21 protein-coding genes are annotated in these 20140 nt (G+C 31.4%); 2 read left to right on the plus strand and 19 right to left on the minus strand.

From position 1 onward, the window contains the following. Window positions 1-262: 262 nt before the first annotated feature. From nifU to IAA47_05895, 17 genes are all read right to left on the minus strand, one after another. Window positions 263-640 (minus strand): Fe-S cluster assembly scaffold protein NifU, encoded by a 378-nt coding sequence (nifU, locus tag IAA47_05815; protein MBU3842485.1) that lies wholly within the window; start codon window positions 638-640, stop codon window positions 263-265. Window positions 641-670: 30 nt separating this feature from the next. Beyond that, complete coding sequence (nifS, locus tag IAA47_05820; protein ID MBU3842486.1) at window positions 671-1843, minus strand: cysteine desulfurase NifS; 1173 nt, start codon at window positions 1841-1843, stop codon at window positions 671-673. A gap of 66 nt (window positions 1844-1909) precedes the next feature. Beyond that, the gene (nth, locus tag IAA47_05825) at window positions 1910-2557 is read right to left on the minus strand and encodes an endonuclease III (GenBank protein MBU3842487.1); all 648 of its coding nucleotides are present in this window, start codon (window positions 2555-2557) and stop codon (window positions 1910-1912) included. Then, window positions 2550-3044 carry a GNAT family N-acetyltransferase gene (locus IAA47_05830; protein MBU3842488.1) on the minus strand — a complete coding sequence of 165 codons (495 nt, stop codon included), beginning with the start codon at window positions 3042-3044 and terminating at the stop codon, window positions 2550-2552. Before IAA47_05830 ends, nth begins: the two co-directional genes overlap by 8 nt. A gap of 16 nt (window positions 3045-3060) precedes the next feature. After that, window positions 3061-4284, minus strand: a complete 1224-nt coding sequence (locus IAA47_05835) for a tyrosine--tRNA ligase (GenBank protein ID MBU3842489.1) — start codon at window positions 4282-4284, stop codon at window positions 3061-3063. A gap of 70 nt (window positions 4285-4354) precedes the next feature. Next, the gene (locus tag IAA47_05840) at window positions 4355-4465 is read right to left on the minus strand and encodes a methionine/alanine import family NSS transporter small subunit (protein MBU3842490.1); all 111 of its coding nucleotides are present in this window, start codon (window positions 4463-4465) and stop codon (window positions 4355-4357) included. A gap of 22 nt (window positions 4466-4487) precedes the next feature. After that, window positions 4488-5969, minus strand: a complete 1482-nt coding sequence (locus tag IAA47_05845; GenBank protein MBU3842491.1) for a sodium-dependent transporter — start codon at window positions 5967-5969, stop codon at window positions 4488-4490. 260 nt (window positions 5970-6229) lie between these two features. After that, window positions 6230-6892: an HAD family phosphatase gene (locus tag IAA47_05850; GenBank protein ID MBU3842492.1), complete on the minus strand. Its 663-nt coding sequence runs from the start codon at window positions 6890-6892 to the stop codon at window positions 6230-6232. 108 nt (window positions 6893-7000) lie between these two features. After that, window positions 7001-8308: a phosphopyruvate hydratase gene (gene eno, locus IAA47_05855; GenBank protein ID MBU3842493.1), complete on the minus strand. Its 1308-nt coding sequence runs from the start codon at window positions 8306-8308 to the stop codon at window positions 7001-7003. 73 nt (window positions 8309-8381) lie between these two features. After that, on the minus strand, window positions 8382-9794 hold the full coding sequence (gene pykF / locus IAA47_05860) for a pyruvate kinase PykF (protein ID MBU3842494.1): 1413 nt from the start codon (window positions 9792-9794) through the stop codon (window positions 8382-8384). Window positions 9795-10124: 330 nt separating this feature from the next. Then, entirely contained in the window at window positions 10125-10856 is a 732-nt protein-coding gene (locus tag IAA47_05865) for an amino acid ABC transporter ATP-binding protein (protein ID MBU3842495.1), read from the minus strand. Window positions 10857-10879: 23 nt separating this feature from the next. Continuing rightward, the gene (locus IAA47_05870; GenBank protein ID MBU3842496.1) at window positions 10880-11647 is read right to left on the minus strand and encodes an amino acid ABC transporter permease; all 768 of its coding nucleotides are present in this window, start codon (window positions 11645-11647) and stop codon (window positions 10880-10882) included. 25 nt (window positions 11648-11672) lie between these two features. Then, window positions 11673-12491 carry a transporter substrate-binding domain-containing protein gene (locus IAA47_05875; protein MBU3842497.1) on the minus strand — a complete coding sequence of 273 codons (819 nt, stop codon included), beginning with the start codon at window positions 12489-12491 and terminating at the stop codon, window positions 11673-11675. Window positions 12492-12925: 434 nt separating this feature from the next. After that, window positions 12926-13600 (minus strand): N-acetylmannosamine-6-phosphate 2-epimerase, encoded by a 675-nt coding sequence (locus IAA47_05880; protein MBU3842498.1) that lies wholly within the window; start codon window positions 13598-13600, stop codon window positions 12926-12928. Window positions 13601-13619: 19 nt separating this feature from the next. After that, window positions 13620-14081, minus strand: a complete 462-nt coding sequence (locus tag IAA47_05885; GenBank protein ID MBU3842499.1) for a YhcH/YjgK/YiaL family protein — start codon at window positions 14079-14081, stop codon at window positions 13620-13622. Between the two features lie 71 nt (window positions 14082-14152). Then, complete coding sequence (locus tag IAA47_05890; GenBank protein ID MBU3842500.1) at window positions 14153-15061, minus strand: ROK family protein; 909 nt, start codon at window positions 15059-15061, stop codon at window positions 14153-14155. A 21-nt stretch (window positions 15062-15082) separates the two neighbouring features. After that, window positions 15083-16087: a LacI family transcriptional regulator gene (locus IAA47_05895; GenBank protein MBU3842501.1), complete on the minus strand. Its 1005-nt coding sequence runs from the start codon at window positions 16085-16087 to the stop codon at window positions 15083-15085. A 371-nt stretch (window positions 16088-16458) separates the two neighbouring features. On the opposite strand from IAA47_05895, the gene IAA47_05900 reads away from it, so the two are divergent. Next, on the plus strand, window positions 16459-18006 hold the full coding sequence (locus tag IAA47_05900) for a sodium:solute symporter (GenBank protein ID MBU3842502.1): 1548 nt from the start codon (window positions 16459-16461) through the stop codon (window positions 18004-18006). A 72-nt stretch (window positions 18007-18078) separates the two neighbouring features. On the opposite strand, the gene IAA47_05905 is transcribed toward IAA47_05900, so the two are convergent. Continuing rightward, window positions 18079-18669: a ComF family protein gene (locus tag IAA47_05905; GenBank protein MBU3842503.1), complete on the minus strand. Its 591-nt coding sequence runs from the start codon at window positions 18667-18669 to the stop codon at window positions 18079-18081. Between the two features lie 234 nt (window positions 18670-18903). Between IAA47_05905 and IAA47_05910 the strand changes: the two genes are divergently transcribed. Continuing rightward, window positions 18904-19104: a cold-shock protein gene (locus IAA47_05910; protein ID MBU3842504.1), complete on the plus strand. Its 201-nt coding sequence runs from the start codon at window positions 18904-18906 to the stop codon at window positions 19102-19104. Window positions 19105-19159: 55 nt separating this feature from the next. Here IAA47_05910 and IAA47_05915 read toward each other — a convergent pair whose 3' ends face one another. After that, complete coding sequence (locus tag IAA47_05915) at window positions 19160-20140, minus strand: FAD:protein FMN transferase (protein ID MBU3842505.1); 981 nt, start codon at window positions 20138-20140, stop codon at window positions 19160-19162.

The raw sequence follows: 20140 nt of genomic DNA on the forward strand, positions 1-20140 counted from the left end.
TCTATTTAACTCAGTAAAATTTACTGATTATTTATTACACCAATTTATTGTTGTGTTTGCATTTATTGTCTTTCTCTATTCTGTTGCTAATGTCCTTATTTATTCATCTGTACCGCTCTCTCGCGGACAAGAATTATAATATCATAAATAATATTTTTCGTCAACACTTTTTTTATTTTTTTTTATAATTTTTTATTTACTTTGAAAAAAAGCATGGAGAAAGCCTTTATTTTACAGGCTTTCTCCGCTATTAACCTTTTTATTATTTTCCTTCTTTTTTAGATAAATAATCATTTATTGCTATTTGTATTGCTTCTTCAGCTAATACAGAACAGTGCATTTTTACTGGAGGTAATCCACCTAACTCTTCAACAACTTTCTTATTTGTTAATTTTAATGCTTCCTCTATTGTTTTTCCTTTTACTAAATCTGTTGAAACTGATGAACTAGCTATAGCTGAAGCACACCCAAATGTTCTAAATTTAACATCTGTTATAATATCATTTTCAACTTTTATAAATATTTCCATTATATCTCCACATGAAGGATTTCCAACTTTTCCATATCCTGATGGATTTTCAATAACTCCTACATTATGTGGATTCATAAAGTGATCCATTACTTTTTCTGTATATTGCATTTTAATTCTCCTTAAACTCTTTAATTTTACTTATTTTTTCTCTTGGTATGCATTCCATAGTGGAGATATCATTCTTAATTTAGCTATTACCTCCACAACAGATTCTATTACATAGTCAATCTCTTCTTTAGTGTTATATTTTCCAATACCAAATCTAATTGTTCCATGTGCAAACTCTGGCTCTATCCCCATAGCTAATAACACATGTGAAGCTTGTAACTCATCAGATGAGCAAGCTGATCCTGAACTCACTGCAATTCCTTTATAACTTAAACTTAGTAGAATCGATTCTCCCTCTAAATATTTAAAAGTTATACTTGAAGTTCCTGGTAATCTTTTTACAGATTTTGCATTTATAACTATTTCTGGTACTCTTTTCTCTATTTCAGATTCGAAGTAATCTCTTAACTCCTCTTCTCTTTTCCATTCTTCATCCATATCTCTATAAGCTATCTCTAAAGCTTTTGCCATTCCGACTATCCCTGGAATATTTGAAGTTCCTGGTCTTCTTTTCTTCTCTTGTCCACCACCAGTTAAAACTTTACCAAATCTTACTCCATTTCTCCAGTAAAGTCCTGCAACACCTTTTGGTCCATAGAACTTATGTCCAGAGAATGATAGTAAGTCAATTCCCATTTCCTTTGGCTTTATATCCATTTTTCCCATAGTTTGAACAGCGTCTACATGGAATATAATTCTATTTTCTTTAGCTATTTTCCCAATCTCTTCTATTGGTTCAAATGACCCAACTTCATTATTGGCATGCATTACAGTTATTAATATTGTTTCATCTGTAATAGCATTTTTTAGAGCTTCAACATCTAAAACTCCATTGTGATCAACAGGAATTGTAGTAATTGTATACCCATCTTCCGCTAAATCTTTTAAAGTGTTTTTTACAGCTGGATGCTCTATTGGACTTGTAATTATATGTTTTCCTCTATTTTTATAAGCTCTTGCAATACCTCTTATAGCTAAGTTATCTGATTCACTTCCAGAAGCAGTAAAAATTATCTCATCTGGTTGAGCTCCTAAGAATTTAGCAATGCTCTCTCTTGATTCTGTTAATGCCTTGTTTGTTTCTCTACCAAAAAGATGTAAGCTTGATGAATTCCCATAAAATTCTGTTAAATATGGTATCATTGCCTCTAATACTTCACTGTCCATTTTAGTAGTTGCATTATTGTCTAGATAAACTTTCATAATTTACCCTCTCCCTATAAAATGACATTTCCTTAGTTATATTTATACCATTCTTTAGTAAAAATGTCAAGAATTAATTAATTTCTTTTTTCCATATGCACAGTATTGATTTATCTCACATTCTTGACATTTAGGTCTTCTTGCTATGCATTTATCTCTACCTTGCAAAATTAAATAATGAGAAAAATCTATCCAACTGTCCTTTGGAACTATCTTCATTAAATCCTGTTCTATTTTTATAGGATCTTCATTTTTAGTTAATCCTATTAAGTTACTTAATCTCTTAACATGAGTATCAACTGTTATTCCATCAGCTAACCCCCATATCTCACCTCTTACAACATTTGCAGTCTTTCTTCCTACCCCTGCCAATTTAACTAACTTTTCCATCTCTTGAGGAATCTCTCCTCCATACTCTTCTAGAAGTTGTTGACTACACAATTTTATATTTTTTGCTTTATTTCTATAAAATCCTGTACTTTTTATCATCTCTTCGATCTCTTCTACTGGTAAAGCAGCAAATTGTTCTGGAGTATTAACTTTTTTATACATCTCACTTGTTACAATATTAACTCTAACGTCTGTACATTGAGCTGAAAGAATTACTGCTACTAATAATTCAAATGGTGTATTATATTTCAAAGCACACTCTGGCTTTCCAAATTTTCTATTCAGTTCCTCTATTATATTCTTAACTTTCTCTTTTTTAGTCATCTTTTTCCTCGTGAGTTATCTCTTTTTCAAATAAAAGGTGTTCAGTTCCTATATATTCCTTTACTCCTTTAAAAATAAAATTATTTTTTACAAATACCTTTTTAGATATTTCATTCTCTTCAAGAATATATACACAAACTTTTTTTACTTGAGGTCTTTCAAATTTTAACTCCTCTATACTATTGGAAACAACAGCTTCTGAATACCCTTTTCCTCTTATCTTATCCACTAGATAAATACTCATTACTGCCTTTGTTTTAGTAACAAGTTCAAACTTAACTGTTCCTAAAAAATCTCGACCTAAACTTTCAATAGTATAGAAGAGATAAGTGGGAGAGTTTATCACAAAAGAATACCATCTTCTGTGAGCCTCCCACTGTTCTGCCTCTTTATCAGGAAAATATTTTTTTACATAATCTAGATGGATATATTTATAAATTCTTGAAATATCTTTCTCTTCCATCTTTCTTAATATTATGTCTGTCAAAAAAATCACCTTTTAATTATTTTAAAACTACTCTGTATATTTTCTTCTTACCTATTCTTACTACAAACTCCCCATCTTTAAATAACTCTTCTGTAATCTTCATTGCAAAATCTGTAACTTTATTATCAGCGGCTGTTAAACCATTTTGTGTTACAAGTTTTCTTCCCTCACCCTTAGATTTAATAAGTTTATGTTCAACTAATAAATCTAAAAGCTCCATTCCTAATTTATCCTTTGAAAAATCTATTGATGGAACATTACTCATATCTCCACCACCAAAAGCTCCCTCTGCTCCTTGTTGAGCTTTTAAAGCTTCCTCTTCTCCATGTATTAACTTTGTAACTTCATAAGCTAATATTTTCTTAGCTTGGTTAATTTCTGCTCCTTCAAGAGCTCCTAATCTTCTTACTTCATCCATTGGTAAGAAAGTTAATAGAGCTAGACATTTCTCTACATCAGCATCTGCAACATTTCTCCAATATTGGTAAAACTCATATGGAGTTGTTTTAGTTGGATCTAACCATAGTGCTCCTTTAGCAGTTTTTCCCATTTTCTTACCTTCGCTATTAGTAAGAAGTGTACATGTCATTGCAAAAGCTTGTTTTTGCTCTTTCTTTCTTATTAATTCTACCCCTGCTATCATATTTGACCATTGGTCATCTCCACCTAATTGCATAGTACATCCATGTTTTTTATTTAAAACTAGGAAATCATATCCTTGCATAAGCATATAGTTAAATTCTAAGAATGATAATCCTGATTCCATTCTTTGTTTGAAACACTCTGCTGCAAGCATTCTGTTAACTGAAAAATGTGCTCCTATATCTCTTATAAAATCTACATAATTTAACCCTAATAACCAATCTGCATTATTTTCTAATATAGCTTTTCCTTCACTGAAATCAATAAACTTTTCCATCTGTTTTTTAATACAAGATACATTGTGAGCTATTGTTTCTTTTGTCATCATCTGTCTCATATCTGTTCTTCCACTAGGATCTCCTATCATAGCAGTTCCTCCACCAACTAAGGCGATTGGTCTATGTCCAAATTTTTGCATATGAGCCATAAACATCATTGCTATAAAGTGCCCTACATGTAAACTATCTGCTGTTGGATCAAATCCAATATAAAAAGTTACTTTTTCTTTCCCTAATGCTTCTCTTATCTCTGCTTCATGTGTGAATTGTTTTATATATCCACGCTCTAATAATACATCTACTACATTTCTGTTTTCCATTTTATCTTCCTTTCTATTAATAAATATTTTCTAATATTTTAACACAAATACTACTGTTTTTAAAGTATTTTTACTCTTCTCCTACCTTTTCTTTTTTCAATGTTATACTGATAGAAAGTAGTAATCTTCCCCAAACTACTGTACAACCAAATACCATCATTATAACTGCACCTGTATTCATATAACCTCCAAATATTTCTTATCTATTTTTCCCACTCTTTTTTGTAAAATATTGTTGCAAAGATAGCCATTACTATAATAGTTCCCCATCCAAAAACTAAATTTCCTACTGTCATCTCTCTTATTCCCTTTATTAAATTAGTGATAACAGTTATACCTAATAAGGTTGGAGTTACATATTTTAATAAAATATCAAACCATCTACCTATCTCAAAATCTGAGTATTCATTAGCCTCCATTCTAATCTTTTCAATTCCATAATATCTACATACCAAAACAGTTTCTACAAGTCCTAAAGTAGCTATTATATAGTTTCCAACATGTGAGTCTACTATATCAAGAATATAGTTAAAACCTGCATAAGTTGAGAAGGCTGCACTTCCAACTAATCCTATAAAAGAGATTATTCCAACTAGTTTCTCTCTTGAAATTTTAAATTTGTCTAAAGCTCCAGTTGCAAAAGCTTCTAACATAGATATACTTGATGATAATCCAGCTATAAAAAGACAGAAGAAAAATAGAAATCCTATCATCCCTTGTAAGAAAGTATTTGTTGTTGTAGCTGATATAGCTATTGGAAAAGCTATAAACGCTATTCCAGCTCCACTTCCAAAGGAATTAAAATCAACTCCTATGCTATTTACTAAATATCCTAAAGTTGAAAAAACAGTTATCCCTGAAATAATATCAAATGAAGCATTTGCTAATACTGTTATAAAAGAACTATTTACTATATCCCATTTCTTAGGAATATAAGAACCATAAGCTATCATAACCCCTACAGCTAAAGTTGTTGAGAAAAATACCTGTGCATAAGCAGCTACCCATATACTTGGATTTAATATAGCTTCAAAGTTAGGAGTAAATAGTGCATTAAGACCGATTACCGCTCCCTTCAATCTCAAAGAATTTACCATGAATACAATCATCAAAATCATTAATAGGGGAGTAAATATTTTTGAACATCTCTCTATTCCGCCAGAGATACCTTTTTTTACAATTATCCAGTTTCCTAACCAAACTACCAATATAAAAATTAACATATATTTACTTATTCCCGCCTTAAAATCAAATGGTCCACTGGCACTTCCAGCTATCATTCCCATTAATTTTCCTGGATCTGCCATCCAATTCACAATTCCAAAAGCATGTCCTAAAGACCATACCATAAATACAACTGCTACAGATATTATTGTACAATAGAACATCATTACAACCATTGGTATCATAACTTGTAACCAACCAAACCATTCAAAATTCTTTCCCAGCATTCTAAAAGCTTTAGTTGAACCACCTCTAACTTTTTTCCCAAGCTGATACTCTAATATCATAAGTGGTACTCCACAAGTAAAAAGAGCTACTATATATGGTAAAAAGAAAGCTCCCCCACCATTTTTATAAGCTTGAAACGGAAATCTCCATAGATTTCCTAAACCTATTGCTGCTCCTACAGCTGCATAGATAAACCCTTTTCTACTCTTCCACAACTCTCTTGTCTCTTCCATATTATCCTCTCCCTTTTGAAAAATAAAAAAGCAGTCTGTTAGACTGCTTTAAAATACAAATTATCTGATTCCAATTATCCCTATCTAAGAAATAATAGAACCACTTATTTTCTGAAGTTACATAGATAGAGATATGTTATCAATAGACAAAAGCCAATATCTAACATTTTTTAATTTATTATCTAAATTTTCTATGTAGCTCCACCAATATTGTGCTCTCATATTGATAACCTCCTTTTCTTATATTTAGAATAAGTATATTACAATTTTGTATAGTTGTCAACAAGAAATTCTTTTACTCCTAATAAGCTCTCAAACTTTCTATAAGCTAATCTATCCTCTTCTTTAGTAAATTGTATAGTATCCTCTACCACAAAACATTTTATCCCCGCCCTATTAGCTGCTGTAGCTCCCAAGACAGAGTCCTCTATTACAAAAGCCTCTGATGGCTTCACATTAAATCTTTCACAAGCTTTTAAAAATATATCTGGAGCTGGTTTTCCATTCTCTACCTCATCACCAAAAACCAAATCATCAAAATAATCAAATACTCCTGTATCTTTCAGTAATTTAGTAGCACTTTCTCTACTTGTAGATGTGGCTACAACACATTTTAAACCAATCTTTTTTATATGTTTTAAAAGCTCCTCTACCCCTTTTTTTAACTTTACTCCTCCCTCTTGCTTCATAATCTCTAGTTGTATCTCTTTTTTATCTTTTAGCACCTGTTTAGCTCTCTCTTCTCCAACTAATCCCGATAGTATTCCTAGAGTTCTTACAGAGGTTCCTCCTTTTATCTCTCTTAATCTCTCCAGTGTCAATCCCAAATTATATTTTTTACTTACCTCAAACCATGCTAAATTAGCAACCCTTTCACTATCTAGAATCACTCCATCCATATCAAATATTATAAGTTTTACCATTTTTCCTCACTCTCCACTTTTTATTTTATTAATTATACCATACTTTATCAAAATAGAAAAAGCCCTCTTAGATATTCTAAGAGGGCATATTCTATATCTTATTCAAGACTATTTTTTTATATTGTAGAAAACTTCTAAACCATTGTATTGAGCCATTGATCCTAATTCTTGCTCAATTCTTAATAATTGGTTGTATTTAGCCATTCTATCAGTTCTTGAAGTTGATCCAGTTTTGATTTGTCCTGCATTTGTTGCAACAGCTATATCAGCTATTGTAGCATCTTCAGTTTCTCCAGATCTGTGAGATACAACTGCAGTCATTCCTGCTCTTTTTGCCATTTCGATAGCATCTAAAGTTTCAGTTAATGATCCGATTTGGTTAAGTTTTATTAAGATAGAGTTTCCAGCTTTTAACTCTATTCCTTTTTTAAGTCTTTCAGTGTTAGTTACGAATAAGTCGTCTCCAACGATTTGTACTTTATCTCCGATTTTAGCAGTTAATAATTGCCATCCTGCCCAGTCGTCTTCTCCTAATCCATCTTCGATAGATTTGATTGGGTATTTTTCAACAAGTTTAGCATACCATTCTACCATTTCTTCAGAAGTTCTTACAACTCCTCCTTCTCTCTTGAAGTGGTATTCAAATTTTCCTGGTGCTACTTCTTTACAGAACTCACTTGATGCAGCGTCGATTGCGAATGTAATATCTTTTCCTACTACGTATCCTGCAGCTTCGATAGCTTCAACGATTAAGTCTAAAGCTCCTTCTGTTCCGTTTATTTTAGCTGGAGCATATCCACCTTCGTTTCCTACGTTAGTAGAATCTCCCATTTTCTTTAATAATTTTCCTAAGTGGTGGAATACTTCACATCCCATTCTCATAGCTTCAGCAAAGTTTTTAGCTCCAACTGGTTGGATCATGAACTCTTGTACGTCAACTGCTGAGTCAGCGTGAGATCCTCCGTTTAATATGTTCATCATAGGTAGAGGTAATTCTTTAGCGTTTACTCCTCCTAAGTATTTGTATAGAGGCATTCCTAAAGCTTCTGCTGCAGCTTTAGCTACTGCTAATGATACTCCTAATATAGCGTTAGCTCCTAATCTTCCTTTGTTTGGAGTTCCGTCTAATTCGATCATTGTTCTATCTATTGCAACTTGATCAATAGCGTCCATTCCTAAGATAGCTTCTTTGATTTCAGTGTTTACGTTATTAACAGCTGTTAAAACACCTTTTCCTAAGTATCTTGCTTTGTCGTCATCTCTTAACTCAACTGCTTCATAAGCACCTGTTGAAGCTCCAGATGGAACTGCTGCTCTTCCTTTTGCTCCACACTCTAATACTACATCTACTTCTACTGTAGGGTTTCCTCTTGAGTCAAGGATTTCTCTTGCTACTACATCAACTATTCTTGTCATTTAAAAGACCTCCTGAGTTTTTTCATATAATTTGAAATTATAAAAATATTATATCATATTTTTTTAATTTTGACTATTTTACTTTTATTACTTTTATAGAATTAGTAGTTCCCATTTCGAAAACTTTTTCTCCACAAGTTGCTACTATTACATCTCCTGCTTGAACTAATCCTAATTCTTTAGATACTTTCTCAGCTAATTCGAAGAATGCTTCTAATGAATTTACGCTGTTATCAAAGTAAGGAACTACTCCTCTAGAGATTACTAATTGGTTAGCTGTTTTCTCATCGTTAGTTATAGCAAGTATTGTTGCTGCTGGGAAGTATCTTCTCATATCTCTTGCTGCTCTTCCTGATTGAGTTCCAACTACTATAACTTTTGCTCCTAACTCTTCACTTACATCAGCTGTTCCTCTTGCTACTGCTGAAGTTATAGTTACTTCGTCTTTATCCATTGTTCTTTTGATATTTACTAATGGATCCATTTTAGCTGCAACTTTAGCCATTACTGTAACAGCTTCTACTGGATATTTTCCTTTTGCAGATTCTCCAGATAGCATTACACAATCTGTTCCATCTAATATAGCATTTGCAACGTCGTTTACTTCTGCTCTTGTAGGTCTAGGATTTTTTATCATAGAGTCTAACATTTGAGTAGCTGTGATAACTACTTTTCCTACTTCGTTACATCTTTTGATCATCATTTTTTGAGCTACTGGTACATCTTCTACAGGAATTTCTACTCCTAAGTCTCCTCTTGCTACCATGATACCATCAGATAAAGCTAAGATTTCTTCGAAGTTATCTAATCCTTCTTGGTTTTCTATTTTAGAGATGATTCCTATTCTTTGTCCACCATTCTCATCTAGAACTTTTCTTACTGCTCTTACGTCATCAGCTTTTCTTATGAATGAAGCTGCAACATAATCTATTCCTTGCTCACAACCAAATTTAAGGTCGTTGATATCTTTTTCAGCTAATGCTGGTAAGTTAACTGCTACGTTTGGTAAGTTAACTCCTTTATTTTCTCCTAATTCTCCACCATTTTGTGCAATACATTTTACTTCATTTCCATTGATTTCAGTAACTGTAAATGCTAATAATCCATCATCTATTAATATAGTGTTTCCTACTTTTAAATCTCTTGCAAACCCTTCATAAGTAACTGCAACTTTTGTGTTATCTCCAACAACAGTTTTATCAGTTGTTATTGCGAACTCTTGTCCTGCTACTATTGTAACATCTTTTCCACCTTCAAGTTTGATAGTTCTTATTTCTGGTCCTTTAGTATCTAATAATAGAGCTGCTCTTATTCCAGTTTCTTTTTGAGCTTGTCTAAAGTTGATTATTCTATTTCCATGCTCTTCATAATCTCCATGAGAGAAGTTTAATCTCATCATGTTCATTCCTGTTTTTAAAAGAGTTTTTAAACTTTCCACTGATTCAGTTTTAGGCCCAATTGTACATACAATTTTAGTCTTTTTCAAATTACTCACCTCAAATTATTTTCATTTTATTTTTGTAGTTTATACAGTTCTTCAATAACCCATACCCAATAATTAACCTTATATAGTATAAACTTACCTACCATAAATTTTATAATAATCTTACTCTTTTAGCAAGAAAATATACGTTCATTTTTTAATCTTTTTATGGATATTTTTTGACTTACTCTTTTATATTTTTATTATAAATTAATAGTTCTTCTATTGTCTTATCTATTATTGGTATACAACACTTTATCTTGTATAAAAAAGAGGTATTACTTATCCTTGTTCTGTTTCAATTTTTGAACTTGTAATACCTCGTATACATTATTAATTTTTTACTAGAGTACGCTTTAAAAACTCTTTTGTTCTTTCTTTTTTAGGATTGTTAAATATCTCTTCTGGTGTTCCCTCTTCCTCTATATAACCTTGATTCATGAAAACAACTCTATCTGAAACCTCTTTAGCAAATCCCATCTCATGTGTTACCACCAACATAGTAAGTCCGCTTTCTGCTAGCTCCTTCATAACTTTAAGAACTTCTCCTACCATTTCTGGGTCAAGTGCTGAAGTAGGCTCATCAAATAGTATAGCATCTGGCTCCATTGATAGAGCTCTTGCTATTGCTACCCTTTGTTTTTGTCCCCCTGAAAGTTGCTTTGGCTTAGCATTTACATACTTATCCATTCCTACTATTTTTAGATATTTTAAAGCAACCTTTTCTGCTTCCTCTCTACTTCTTCCTAAGACTTTCATCTGTCCTACTACACAGTTACTTAATACATTATGATTGTTGAAAAGATTAAATTGTTGGAATACCATTCCTAACTTTGTTCTATATTTACAGATATCATGTTTATCATCTAAAATATTTTCTCCATTATATATAATCTCTCCACCACTTGGCTTCTCTAAAAGATTTATACATCTTAAAAGCGTTGACTTACCTGAACCAGATGAACCAATGATACAAACAACTTCTCCTTTTTTTACAGAAAAATCTATATCCTTAAGAACTTTATGATTACCAAAGGCCTTACTCAAATGTTTTATCTCTATTATATTTTCTCTCATTTTTTCCTCCCTTAGTTCTCCTGTCTTTTTAACTTCTCTTCTGGTGTTTCTACTTGCATTTGGTTTCCTGCCATTATCATATAGTTATCAGGTCCATCCATTTTTACTTCTATATATCTTAGTATTCTTGTAATTACAAATGTCATTATAAAATACAAGATACATGTTATAAAGAATGTTTCAAAATATCTAAAGTTATTACCTGCTACCGTTTTCGATTGGAAGAAAAGCTCAGATACAGAGATAACGTTTAAAACAGATGTATCTTTAATATTGATTACGAACTCATTTCCTGTAGCTGGTAGAATATTTCTCACAACTTGTGGTAAAACAACGTTTATCATAGTTTGAAAGTGATTCATTCCTATTGCTTGAGCTGCTTCAAACTGCCCTTTATCTATAGAGATGATTCCTCCTCTAACTATCTCAGACATATAAGCCCCTGTATTTATCGAAACAATAAAAAGTGCTGCTGCTATTCTATCTACATTGATTTCAAAAGCTAAAGCTGAACCATAATATATAACCATTGCTTGAACTATCATAGGTGTTCCTCTAAAAAATTCAATATACGCTGATAATAAACCATTTACTACTTTTAATATTGGCTTTTTTATTCCTTTTTCTGGAACTGGAATAGTTCTAATAACTCCTACTATAAGTCCTATTATTGTTCCTAAAATCGTCCCCACTACAGATATCCATAAAGTAACTCCTGCTCCACGTAAAAACATTGGCCAGTTGTTTTCCAATATCCTAATTATCCATTCTAAACTCATTATCTACTCTCCTTAAAAATCTCATTTACTGTGCTGCTGGTTGATTTTCGATAGCTCTATCCATTATCTCCAGTCTTTGTTCTTGTGAAATTCCATTTAAAATCTCATTTATTTTATCTTTTAATGGACTTCCTTTTTGTAATCCTACTGCAATTGCTGTATCTTCAGGTGATGTTACAAATCCTTCTGTAAACTCTACCATTTTAAATTTGTTATTTGCTGACTGAGCACTTATTGCCTCTGGTCTCTCTGTTACATACCCATCAATTACTCCACTTTCTAGGGCAACTCTCATAGCTGGGAAGTTATCCATTGCAGGTTGCTTTTTAACATTTGGTATTTGATCTATTACTGTATAGTGGAATGTATTTAATTGTCCTGTAATTTTTGCTCCTGAGAAATCAGCAAGTGTTTTTGCATTTTCATATTTTCCACCATTTTTTACTAACATAACTAAGTTAGATTGATAGTAAGTATCTGTAAAATCTATTGTCTCTTTTCTTTCTGCAGTTGGAGACATTCCAGCTATTATAGCATCTACTTTTCCAGAAACTAAAGCAGGTACTAATCCATCCCATTCAGTTTTTACTACTACTAATTCTTTTCCTAATCCATCAGCTATTCTTTTAGCTATTTCAACATCATATCCTCCTGCATATTCTGAAGAACCAGCAATCTTAACTCCACCGTTTGCATCTGTTAATTGTGTCCAGTTATATGGAGCATACCCAGCTTCCATTCCAACTTTAAAAGTATTTGCTTCCTCTTTTTTTGCTCCTCCACATCCTACTAATGCAACTGTTGTCAATGCTGCTAAAGCTAATCTTAATAATCCTTTTCTCATCTTTTCCACTCCCTCTTAAAAATATTTTATTTTCCCCTATATTTGCTCTAAGAAAGGAGTTTTAGTCTACTTTTAATAAAAAAAGCACCGCCCATAATGGTGGTGCTATCTTAAAAACATAGTGACTCTGTATGTATAAAAAAGATAATAAAAATCCTATACAATACCCCTATACTCCCACTTGAGATAGCACAACTTAATAAACTGGGGAAGTTTACTAAGACAGTCCTATGGCTCTTAACCATAGACCCAGCATGTAGTATCGAGAACTACTACAAACTTCGGCAAAAGCTCCTTCTCCTTAGATTCATCACTCTCTCTAGCTCCCCTAAAGACTATTAGCATTTTGCGCCTCTACCTCACATCGGTGTGAGGCATATATTTAATTGTTCCCATATATTAATATATTTTTTTTAATTTGTCAATATATTTTTTTATTTTTCCATTTCAGTTACAAACTTTTTAGTTATTTGTTGAGGTCTTGTTATAGCTCCTCCTACTACTACAGCAAAAGCTCCCAATTCTAATGCTTTTCTAGCCTTAGCTGGGGTATCTAAATTTCCTTCTCCTATTACTGGGATAGACACAGCTTTTATTACCTTTTCTAATTCTGTTACTGGGTCATTTCCTTTAGTATACTCTGTATATCCTACTAAAGTAGTTCCTACTATATCAAATCCTACTTTTTCAGCATTTATGGCCTCTTCTACAGAAGAAATATCAGCCATAAATAATTGATTAGGATATTTAGTTTTTGCTTCTTTCATTAAATCCTCAAGAGTTCTTCCATCTGGTCTCTCTCTCTTTGTTCCATCTATAGCAATTATATCTACTCCCTCTGCTACTAACGCATCTATCTCTTTCATAGTTGGAGTTATGTATACTTGGTTATCACCATATTGTTCTTTTATTATTCCTATAATTGGAAGAGTTACATTTTTCTTTATCTCTTGAATATCTACAACTGTGTTAGCTCTTATTCCAGCAGCCCCTCCCACATATGCAGCATATGCCATTCTTCCCATTATAAATGAGCTATGAAGTGGTTCATCTGGTAATGCTTGACAAGAAACTATAAGTTTTCCTTTTACTTCATTTAATCTATTCATCTTGCTTTCCTCCTTAAAATTAATCAACTAGTACCTTGAATATAACTTTTTTTATAGTTTGTGGCTCAGAACCAGCTTTTATCAAAGCCATATGTGGTTCTCCTGGAAAGCAGATTAAGAATCTTTCATTATTCAAATAATAAAACGATTCTACTTCTCCACCATAAATTTCAAAGTCTCCAACCTCATCATACTCTTTTGTTACTTTTACTTTAGAGTTAGGAACATATCCTATTCTCTCTTCTCCCTCAATTACCACATGAATATCTATATATTTTTTATGCCCTTCTAAAAATCCCTCTTCAACTGATTTAGTTTTTGGTTCAGCAGGTTGATTGAAGTAAACAACATCTCCATCTATCTCATTTTTTCCATTTATTCCTTTTTTATATTCTCCACTTAAAATACAATCTATCGCTGTATCTAAAGCCTTTGAGATCCCTTTATAAAATCCTAACTCTTTTATTTCTCCATATATCATCTCTATACCTCCATTTTGTTTTTTCAAACATATATATTAAACATATACTTTTTTCTTATAGTTGTCAATCTTTATTTTACTTTACCTACCTTTTTTAATAAAAGATATTCTGCTCCTAGTATTCCAGCATTATTTCCCAACTCTGCAAACTTTATTTTAAGGTTCTTTTTATAGTTTATCCCCAATTTCGAATCTAGACTCACTAAAATTCTATTTAAAAGATATTCACCCTGTTTTGTAACTCCTCCGCCTATTACTACCAATGGTGGATTAAAAATATAAGCTATAGTACTAAGTCCATCTGTAAAATAGTCAATCCATCTATCAACTATCTCTTTTATCTCTTTATCTCCAGACTTTTCAAGTTCAAAAATCTCTTTTCCATTTAAAGTTTTTCCTGTTTTCTCTTTTACCATTTTTACCAAGGCTGTTGCTGAAGCATATCTCTCATAACAACCCTTCTTACCACATAAACACTCTTCTCCACCCTTTACTATTTGAATATGTCCAAATTCACCAGCTACATAGGTATCTCCTCTAAAGATATCCCCATTCAAAATTATTCCTCCACCTATTCCTGTTCCTATAGTCAAACATACAAAGTTTTCACTATTTTTTCCAGCACCTAGCCATTTTTCTCCTAAAGCTGCACAGTTCACATCATTTTCTAAAACTGCTGGTATCTTGTATCTATCTTCTAGTTTCTCAACTAGATTAGTTCCTATCCATCCTGGTATTATTGGATTCCCTCCTATTACCTTACCAATAGTTCCATCTATCTGTCCAGTTCCTGATACAGCTATTCCTAAAATATCATCACTTAAATATTTATCTATAACCTTACAAATATTCTTAAAAAGATTCTCTACTCCCTTTTCTGCTTCAGTTGGAAACTCTCCCAATTCTAGAATTACTCCATTTTCATCTAAAAGTCCATATTTTACAGCTGTTCCACCAATATCTAATCCTATTACTTTCATTCCTACCTCCATAACCTTTATCTAATCCTCTAAATTTTCATATAAAATTATATGTGATTTTGACACATCACAATGCCCTTTAAAAACTTTTTCTTTATATAACATTTCAAACATTCTTTTTCCAGCCGTATACCCCTCAGAAGATATCTCTTCCATTACAGTTAAAGTTATAATCCTTTCCTTAATCAATTTTTTTATTATTTTTCCTATTCCATTTGTTACAATTTTAATTCCAGTTAACTCTTTTTTCTCTATTCTATCCAATATATCGTGTGAATATCTATTTATATATAACCCTTTAATATCTCCTTTTTTTAACCTCTCTTTTAACAACTCCACACTTTTCTCTATTCCACCACCATCTATAGGACCTTCTATTGTTAAACTAGTTCGAGATATCCTATTCATAAATCCATCTAAATATAACTTAGATGAAACTTTATCATCTCCATTATCAATTATTAAAACTTTCTCTCCATCTCTTAAGAGATTACTCATAAGTCCTGCTGCTATCTCTCCTTGCTTTTGATGATCTGGACCTACATGAAGAATATTTTTATTTAATCTTATTCCCAATGATATTACCTTTATTTTATCTAAATACGGCTCCAATATCTTAAATACACTATCTCTATCCAAAGGAGTTATTATCAATCCATCTATATCCTCTTTTTTTAATATCTCTTTTAACTCTTTTATCTGTTTTTTAGGATCGTTTATATCTGTTGTTTTTATATCTATCTTATAATTGTAGGCTTTATATTCTTCTGAAATAATTTTTATACCTCTTAATATTTCTTGAGTATAAAATTCATTTTTTGACTCTACTACTAAGGAGTACACTTTCTTACTTTTCCTTGTTCCTAAAGAGCTACCTACATAGTTTTTTTCATAATTTGTTTCCTTTACTAATTCCAATATTTTTCTCTTTGTTTCCTCTTTAATTAAAGGACTTCCATTTATAGCTCTCGCAACTGTTGTTCTACTAATCCCTAATCTCTCTGCTATCTCTTTTTGAGTTATCATAAATAACCTCTCCCTATTGTTCACGTGTTCATTCAATAATAATATACATCCTTTTTTTTCATTTGTCAACTTTTTACACTTTTATACAATATTATTTTAGCACATTAAAACCTTATAAAAATCATAATATTTTTTTTATAAACTTCTAATTATTTGTATATAGATTTTATTTTATTTTTTATTTTCAAATCTACAATACACCTTAAAAACCTTTGTTCTATCTATATTTCAGTTTATTTTTTCCTATTATAGAACATTTTAACTTTAAAAAATATATTGACATTTTTAAATAAAAATAATATCATAAACAGTATAAGGAATATGTTCACGAGAACAATGGTTTATGATTTTATTATTTTGGAGGTACACATATGAATTGGCATTGGTTTAACTGGGTTGTAATTTTACTTTATTTTATTGGAATGTTTATGGTTGGGGTTTATTTTTCAAAGAGAGCTAACTCTACTGAGGATTACTTCAAGGCAGGAGGAAGAGTTCCTTCATGGGTAACAGCATGTAGTATCTATGCAACAGCTCTATCTTCAATATCTTTTATAGCTATACCTGCTTCTGTATTCAGTAAAGGTTGGTTACTTGGAATGGCACCTCTTGGTATTATACCAATTGTTTGGGTTGCTGCAGTAATCTTTGTACCTTTCTTTAGAAGAGTTAACGTTACTACTGCTTATGAGTATCTTGGTAAGAGATTTGATAATAAATTTAGATTAATTGGAAGTTTAGCTTTCATCTTATTCCACGTTGTTAGAATGGCTATAGTTCTTTACTTACCAACACTTGCACTACAACATGCACTTCCTTCATTAAATCCTGTTATATTAACAGTTGGAGTTGCTGTTTTCTGTGTTGCTTATACTTCTATGGGTGGTATTGAAGCTGTACTTTGGTCTGACGCAATTCAAACTATTGTACTATTACTTGGAGCTTTCTTAATTATTATAGCTGGATTTACTGCTGCCCCTGAAGGTATCGGACAAGGATTTAAAGCACTTTCTGAAGGTGGAATGCTTCTAAATAGAGATTTCTTTAGCTTAGATTTAGCTAAAATCAGTATCTGGACTATGTTAATTGGTGGATTTGTTAACTCTATCTACTCTTATGTAGGAAGCCAAGATATAGTTCAAAGATACAATACTACTAAAAATGAACAAGAAGCTAAGAAAAGTTTATTTATGAATATTCCTCTTCTTCTTACAAGTATCTTCATCTTTGTAGGAATGGGTTCTGCACTATTTATCTTCTTTAAATTTAAAGCTCAACTTCCAGAAGGAATCAACGGAAATGCTATATTACCTTATTTCGTAATTCAATATATCCCTACTGGTATCTCTGGACTTGTTTTAGCTGCTATATTTGCTGCAGCACAATCTACAGTATCATCAAGTTTAAACTCTGTTTCAACTTGTATGACTGCTGATATCTTACAACAATTAAGACCTGACATGAGTGATAAACAAAAATTAGCTTTCGCTAAAGGTTCAAGCTGGATAGTTGGTATCTTAAGTACAATTTTAGCAGTATATTTCCTATATGAAGGACAAGGAGATATGTTCCTATACTTCCAAGCTATAACTGGATTATTAGGAGGACCTATTGCTGGAGTATTCTTAGTTGGAATCTTCTTTGAAAGAGTTGATACAAAAGCTGTTTGGGTAGGATTTATAGCTTCAATACTAATTGCTCTATACTTAACTAACCCTATGAACATGGTTTCTAACCTAATTCCTGGTTATGTAAAACCTCAAGTATTTGAATTTATGATCTCTTTCTTAATCATTGGTGGAAGTGTTATTGTATCAGTTATTGCATCTTTCTTAACTGGTTCACCTAAAGCTGAGCAAATAAAAGGACTAACTTATGCTTCAGTTAAAAATATGAAAGAAGATAGTAAAATTGATTAATTAAAGGTATCTCTTAACTTAATTTATACTCTAAAAAAAGTGGGAAGACAAATTTTTCCCACTTTTTATTATTTATTTACTTTTTATATTTTTACAAATTGTTAAAACATATATATCATCTACATATATATCATCCTTTAAAAGTTCACATAAATTTCTTAAAGTTGCTCCTGTACTAAATATATCATCTATTACTAAGACACTCCCACGTTTTGTTAATTTTCTCTCTTTAATTATACTATTCTTAAATAACTCTATTTTTTTCTCTTGAGGTAGTCTTTTCAATTCTTCTGAATTTAACTTTCTAAAAAAATCTAAAGATATTGGTTTCTTTAAAGTCTCACCTAAATGTTTTACTATTTGAAAAAGTGGTTGTATCTCCCTTTGGTATGTAGGTGGTGTTGCTATTATTCCATCAATTTTATCCTCTATTTTCCACTCTTCTCTTATAAATTTTGCTACTACTTTAGCTATCTCTGCTGCTTTATCATACTCTTTATGATATTTTAATTCGTTCATTGCTTTCCCAATCTCACTATATTTTACATCAAAAATTGGATAACCAAAAATATCCTCTCCTTTATAATTGCTCTCTGTCATAAAATAATCTAAAGTATATCCCTCTTTCCAATTTCCTTCAATAATCATAGGATTTATCTTCACTGTTTGTCCCTCCCATAGTATTATTATAACTTTATTATACCATTTTATATGGATAAAAAGCAAATGTAGTGTTTTGTTTTTTTTCAACTAAATTATTTTTTTTACTATTTTTATAAAAAAGTACTTGATATTATCTCCACATTGGAGTATAATCTATATAATTGTTCTAGGTTACTGAATTTTTTGTGAATTCTACTATTTGGACGAGAAGTTTTTATTTTGGAGGTTTGTAAAATGTTAAAAGGAACTGTAAAATGGTTTAACAAAGAAAAAGGGTTTGGATTTGTAACTAGTGAAGAGGGTGCTGATTACTTCGTACACTTCACTGGAATAGTAGGAGAAGGATTCAGAACTTTAGAAGAGGGACAAGCTGTTACTTTTGAAGTTACAGAAGGTAAAAAAGGACCTATGGCAGTTGAAGTTAAAGCTGCATAGTTTAAATATAAACTATTTCCAGAGAGCGATTTTACTCGCTCTCTTTTATTATTCTTTATCTCAGCTCTATCTTCATCTTATCATTTTTAAAAATTTTCATATCTTTATCTACTATTAAGACACCTAAATCATTCTTATCTGCATAATTTAAGACCTCATCTATATCCATAAGGAAAAAAGCTGTTGAGTACATATCAGAAAAAAATGCATTGTCAGATATTACTACTACCATCTTTTTATCTTCTACAGGAAAACCAGTAGTTTTATCTAGTATATGATGATATCTCTTTCCATCTATCTCTACATAGGTTTGATAATCACCTGAAACTCCCATTCCTTCATTATATAGTTCTACTACTCCTAGAAGTTTTTGAGGATTTTCTGGATTTTCTACCCCTATTCTCCATTTTTTACCATCAGGTTTTCCATTTATTGTTTCTATACTTGAAATAGATGATATAAAGGCACTAGTTACACCTTTTTCTCTCATAACTCCTTTAGCCTTCTCTACTGCATACCCCTTTAAAAATGAACCGGTATCCAGCTCTACTCCAGGCTCTGAAAATGATAACTCATCTCCTGATAAAATAATCTTAGAAAAATCTATATGTTGCATTGCTCTTTTTAAATCCTCTTTTTTAGGAATCTCTCTTTTTTCTTTAGCCCCAAAATCCCAAATATCTAAAAGAGGACCTATAGTTATATCATACTTTCCATGAGATAGTTCATACACAGATTTTAAATTTTGAAATAAATAAACTCCCTCTTCATCTAACTTTATAGTTTTTTCTTTACCAGAGTTTAACCTTTCTACAAGACTTCCTTTCATCTTGCTATTAAATTTTTTATCAATTCTTTCTATCTCTTGGAATGCTGCTTCAATAGCTTTATTTGCCAATTTTTCATTTTTATCATACACAGTTATACTTATATAGGTCCCAAATAAAAATTTACTTTGCTCTATTTTTTGTACCTCTTTACTGCAAGATAAAATAAAAATTGGCAATATTAATATTGCCAATATTTTCTTTAACAT

This window comes from Candidatus Fusobacterium pullicola, from assembly GCA_018883725.1.
Classification (GTDB): Bacteria; Fusobacteriota; Fusobacteriia; order Fusobacteriales; family Fusobacteriaceae; genus Fusobacterium_A; species Fusobacterium_A pullicola.

Coding starts and splice junctions, on each gene's coding strand:
- nifU (MBU3842485.1), bottom strand. CDS start 640: ATGCAATATACAGAAAAAGTAATGGATCACTTTATGAATCCACATAAT.
- nifS (MBU3842486.1), bottom strand. CDS start 1,843: ATGAAAGTTTATCTAGACAATAATGCAACTACTAAAATGGACAGTGAA.
- nth (MBU3842487.1), bottom strand. CDS start 2,557: ATGACTAAAAAAGAGAAAGTTAAGAATATAATAGAGGAACTGAATAGA.
- IAA47_05835 (MBU3842489.1), bottom strand. CDS start 4,284: ATGGAAAACAGAAATGTAGTAGATGTATTATTAGAGCGTGGATATATA.
- IAA47_05840 (MBU3842490.1), bottom strand. CDS start 4,465: ATGAATACAGGTGCAGTTATAATGATGGTATTTGGTTGTACAGTAGTT.
- IAA47_05845 (MBU3842491.1), bottom strand. CDS start 5,969: ATGGAAGAGACAAGAGAGTTGTGGAAGAGTAGAAAAGGGTTTATCTAT.
- IAA47_05850 (MBU3842492.1), bottom strand. CDS start 6,892: ATGGTAAAACTTATAATATTTGATATGGATGGAGTGATTCTAGATAGT.
- eno (MBU3842493.1), bottom strand. CDS start 8,308: ATGACAAGAATAGTTGATGTAGTAGCAAGAGAAATCCTTGACTCAAGA.
- IAA47_05870 (MBU3842496.1), bottom strand. CDS start 11,647: ATGAGTTTAGAATGGATAATTAGGATATTGGAAAACAACTGGCCAATG.
- IAA47_05875 (MBU3842497.1), bottom strand. CDS start 12,491: ATGAGAAAAGGATTATTAAGATTAGCTTTAGCAGCATTGACAACAGTT.
- IAA47_05880 (MBU3842498.1), bottom strand. CDS start 13,600: ATGAATAGATTAAATGAAGTAAAAGGAAAACTTATAGTTTCTTGTCAA.
- IAA47_05885 (MBU3842499.1), bottom strand. CDS start 14,081: ATGATATATGGAGAAATAAAAGAGTTAGGATTTTATAAAGGGATCTCA.
- IAA47_05890 (MBU3842500.1), bottom strand. CDS start 15,061: ATGAAAGTAATAGGATTAGATATTGGTGGAACAGCTGTAAAATATGGA.
- IAA47_05895 (MBU3842501.1), bottom strand. CDS start 16,087: ATGATAACTCAAAAAGAGATAGCAGAGAGATTAGGGATTAGTAGAACA.
- IAA47_05900 (MBU3842502.1), top strand. CDS start 16,459: ATGAATTGGCATTGGTTTAACTGGGTTGTAATTTTACTTTATTTTATT.
- IAA47_05910 (MBU3842504.1), top strand. CDS start 18,904: ATGTTAAAAGGAACTGTAAAATGGTTTAACAAAGAAAAAGGGTTTGGA.
- IAA47_05915 (MBU3842505.1), bottom strand. CDS start 20,140: ATGTTAAAGAAAATATTGGCAATATTAATATTGCCAATTTTTATTTTA.